The organism is Streptomyces sparsus, assembly GCF_054776295.1.
The window spans coordinates 1-3,771 of the sequence record NZ_BAAHCA010000478.1 but is presented as its reverse complement, the minus strand read 5'-3'; the positions used below and the strand labels follow the sequence as shown (position 1 = coordinate 3,771).

At 72.7% G+C, this 3,771-nt stretch carries 3 protein-coding genes and 2 pseudogenes; 1 reads left to right on the top strand and 4 read right to left on the bottom strand.

Annotation, left to right across the window (positions count from 1 at the left end; translation table 11 throughout):
• The 3 genes and pseudogenes from ACYVE9_RS18805 to ACYVE9_RS18795 form a co-directional block, all read right to left on the bottom strand.
• Positions 1–583 (bottom strand): annotated as a pseudogene (locus tag ACYVE9_RS18805) (FUSC family protein); the annotation flags it as partial.
• Between the two features lie 65 nt (positions 584–648).
• Positions 649–904 (bottom strand): annotated as a pseudogene (locus tag ACYVE9_RS18800) (transposase); the annotation flags it as partial.
• Between the two features lie 44 nt (positions 905–948).
• Entirely contained in the window at positions 949–1,593 is a 645-nt protein-coding gene (locus ACYVE9_RS18795) for a dihydrofolate reductase family protein (RefSeq protein WP_461029049.1), read from the bottom strand.
• 232 nt (positions 1,594–1,825) lie between these two features.
• Between ACYVE9_RS18795 and ACYVE9_RS18790 the strand changes: the two genes are divergently transcribed.
• Positions 1,826–1,984, top strand: coding sequence for a hypothetical protein (locus ACYVE9_RS18790; protein ID WP_461029048.1), 159 nt, complete (start codon positions 1,826–1,828; stop codon positions 1,982–1,984).
• A gap of 133 nt (positions 1,985–2,117) precedes the next feature.
• On the opposite strand, the gene ACYVE9_RS18785 is transcribed toward ACYVE9_RS18790, so the two are convergent.
• Positions 2,118–3,614 (bottom strand): CoA-acylating methylmalonate-semialdehyde dehydrogenase, encoded by a 1,497-nt coding sequence (locus tag ACYVE9_RS18785; RefSeq protein WP_461029047.1) that lies wholly within the window; start codon positions 3,612–3,614, stop codon positions 2,118–2,120.
• Positions 3,615–3,771 lie beyond the last annotated feature (157 nt).

Sequence of the window (3,771 nt, the reverse complement as noted above, 5' to 3'; positions counted from 1 at the left end):
CGACGCCGGCGAGCGCGTCGGCCAGCGCCTCCCGGCGGGCGCCCCAGCGGCGGACCGGGAACAGCACGATCAGTCCGGCCTGGACGACGCCGCCCAGCGCGATGGTCAGGGCGTGCAGGCCGGCGTCGGGTACCGAGCCGGGCAGCGTGACGACGATCAGCATGCAGGCCACCGTGAAGCCGGCGACGACCCCCGACACCGGCCCGACCGCCCAGGCCATGCCGGCCGCGAAGGACCACAGGATCAGCAGCGCGAAGAACGCCGGCGGGCTCTCCGCGAGCAGGTAGCCGAGAAAGGCACTGGCGGACAGCCCGGCGGCGGCCCCCAGCGCCAGTTCGGGCCGGGGCCGCCAGCTGCGCTGGAAGGTGGCGATGCCGGAGGCGAAGGCCCCGAACGCCGAGGAGACGGCGAGCGCCGGTGAACCCAGCCACAGGGCCAGGCCGACCACCAGCGCCACTCCGACGGCGCCCCGCACCGCGATCAGCGGGGTGAGCGAGGCGCGCTCCACCCGCACCCCGGAGCGGGCCGTGCTGCCCAGCGCCCTCGCCCAGGACCTGAGGGTGTCCCGGCCGGTTGCAGTCATGATCGGCAAGGATACGGAACGGTCCGGGGCGAGGGCGGGAGCGGCGGGCTGTGGTGGCGAGGGACGGGCATCACTGCCCGGTTGCCGCGCTTGCGCAGGTGCTCGCGGATCGGGCGGGAGGAGTACGCCTGGTCGGCCAGGACCAGGGTCAGGTCTGGTGCGGGGCCGTCCTCGCCGACGGGGAACGCGCAGGCGGGCCACGACGTGGGTGAAGGCGGGTGCGTCTCCGGCCTGTCCGGCGGTGAGGTGAAAGTCCAGTGGCCGGCAGCGGTCGTCAGCGGCGAGGTGGAGCTTCGTGGTCAGTCCGCCGCGGGACCGGCCGCGGGCGCCGGTGACGGAGCCCGCGCCGGCCAGCTGGTCCGGCCTCACTTCCGCCAGAACAGGTGGTGCGTCACGCCGCTCGGGCTGGGCACGACGTCCTGGTGGAACCGGTCGAGCAGCTCGTCGGGGGACTCCCACAGCCGGGCCCCGGAGCCGAGCTTCGTCGGCGCGACCGCCACATGCAAGGTGTCGAGGAGGTCGGCTTCGAGGAACTGCCGGATGATCGTGGCGCCGCCACCAAGCCGGACGTCCTGGCCCTGCGCTGCCTCCTTCGCCTGGGCGAGCACCGCGGCCGGGTCGCCGTCGACGAAGTGGAACGTGGTGTCGGAGAGCGTGAACGACGGGCGCTTGTGGTGCGTCATGACGAACACCGGCGTGTGGAAAGGAGGTTCGTCACCCCACCAGCCCTGCCACTCGTGGTCCTGCCAGGGCCCGCGCTGCGGCCCGAACTTGTTGCGGCCCATGATCTCGGCGCCGATGTTGCGGGCGTAGTCCCGTGTGAAGTAGTCGTCCAGACCTCGGCCGCCGGGTTCGGAGCGGTTGATGGGTGGGTGGTCGGTGGCAAAGGCCCAGGCGAGCAAGTCCCCCGGATCGGCATGGCCGAAGGGCTTCTCGAGGCTCTGGCCCTCGCCGGCGCCGAACCCGTCGCTCGAGACGGTGAAGTTCTGGACCCGCAGCAACTGGCTCATGTCGCTCCTCCTGCTTCGCACTCTCTGATCACCTGGCGAACGGTAGACCGGCCGGGCCGGGAAAACTCATCGCCGCATCGTGCGGCTCCCCCTGTGGCAGGACAGGCCCGAAGACGTGGACGAACGGCTGGCGCACCTGGATCATCACCACCGCGGAGGTCCGCCACGCGCTGTCGGTGCTCTTCGCGGCGGAGGCCCTGCGTGACGCGCTAGCCGAGGAGTTGGCACCGTGATGACCCTGCGCGTGTACCGCATCCGGCCGGACGGCAGCAGCGTCACCGTGGCGCGGACCGCCACGCGGCCCACCCGCGACGGCCGGTTGCCGCTGACGCTCGCCTGGCCGCCCTGTGCCTGCCCCCGCTGCCGGCAGCAGCCACCGGGCGCCGACTGAAAGGCCGGGACTGCCCTCCGCACGCGCCCGTGCGCACCCGCGCGTCGCGTGGACGGAGTCGGCGCCCGCTGGCCATGGAGTTGCAGGCCAGCGGGCATCCGGCAGGGAGCGGGCATCCGGAAGCGGCGGGGCGTCAGTGGTTGCTGGGGAAGCCCAGGTTGATGCCGCCGCTGTCGGCCGGGTCGGGCCAGCGGGTGGTGATGACCTTGCCGCGCGTGTAGAAGGCGATGCCGTCGTTGCCGTAGACGTGCAGGTCGCCGAAGAGGGAGTCCTTCCAGCCGCCGAAGGAGTGGTAGCCGACCGGCACCGGGATGGGGACGTTGACGCCGACCATGCCCGCTTCGACCTCCAGCTGGAAGCGGCGGGCCGCGCCGCCGTCCCGGGTGAAGATCGCGGTGCCGTTGCCCCAGCGGGAGCTGTTGATGAGGTGCAGGGCCTCCTCGTAGGTGTCGGCCCGCACGACGCACAGCACCGGGCCGAAGATCTCGTCCCGGTAGGCGTCCGCGTCGGTGGGCACCTTGTCGAGCAGCGACACACCGATGAAGAAGCCCTGCTCGTGGCCCTCGACGGTGTGTCCGGTGCCGTCCACGACGACCTCGGCGCCCTGTTCGCGGGCGCTGCGCACGTAGCCCGCGACCTTGTCGCGGTGCTCGGCGGTGATCAGCGGACCCATCTCGGAGGCCGGGTCGTCGCCCGGTCCGATGCGCAGTGCCCTGGCCCGCTCGGCGATCCTGGCGACCAGTTCGTCTCCGGTGGCGCCGACCGCGACCACCACCGAGACGGCCATGCAACGCTCGCCGGCCGAACCGTAGGCGGCGTTGATGGCGTTGTCGGCGGCGTGGTCGAGGTCGGCGTCGGGCAGCACCAGCATGTGGTTCTTGGCGCCGCCGAGCGCCTGCACGCGCTTGCCTGCCGCGACCGCGCCGGCCTGGATGTAGCGGGCGACGGGGGTGGAGCCGACGAAGGACACGGCGGCCACGTCGGGGTGTTCCAGCAGCCGGTCCACCGCGACCTTGTCGCCGTTGACGACGTTGAGCACGCCCTGCGGCAGTCCGGCCTCGGCGGCGAGTTCGGCCAGCCGGTAGGGGGCGGAGGGGTCCTTCTCGCTGGGCTTGAGCACGAAGGTGTTGCCGCAGGCGACGGCCAGCGGGAACATCCACATCGGGACCATGGCGGGGAAGTTGAACGGCGTGATGCCCGCCACCACGCCGATCGGCTGCCGGATGGAGGCGACGTCCACGCGGGTGGCGACCTGGGTGGACAGCTCGCCCTTGAGCTTCTCCGGGATGCCGCAGGCCAGCTCGACGATCTCCAGGCCGCGGGCGACCTCACCGAGTGCGTCGGAGTGCACCTTGCCGTGTTCGGCGGTGATCAGGGCGGCCAGCTCGTCGCGGTGCGCGTCCAGCAGCTCGCGGTACTTGAACAGGATCGCCGTCCGGCGGGACAGCGAGGTCTGGCTCCACGTCCGGTGGGCGGCGGCCGCGGCGGCGACCGCGGTGTCCACCTCGGTGACGGACGCGAGCGAGACGCGGGTGGTCTGCTCGCCGGTGGCCGGGTTGTGGACCGGGCTGTGGTTGCCGGACGTGCCGTCTACCGGCTTGTTGTCGATCCAGTGGCCGACGGTCTTCATACGGGGCTCCTTCTGCGCGGCGGATGCGCGCGGCGGCGGATCTGCGGGACGGCTGTTCAGGCGGTCGCGGGCGGCTCGGGGATGTCGGTGGCTGTTGCGGGCGCGTCCGGCGCACCGGCGGGTGCGGTGGCGGGGCGCGGGGGGTTCAGTGGCCGGC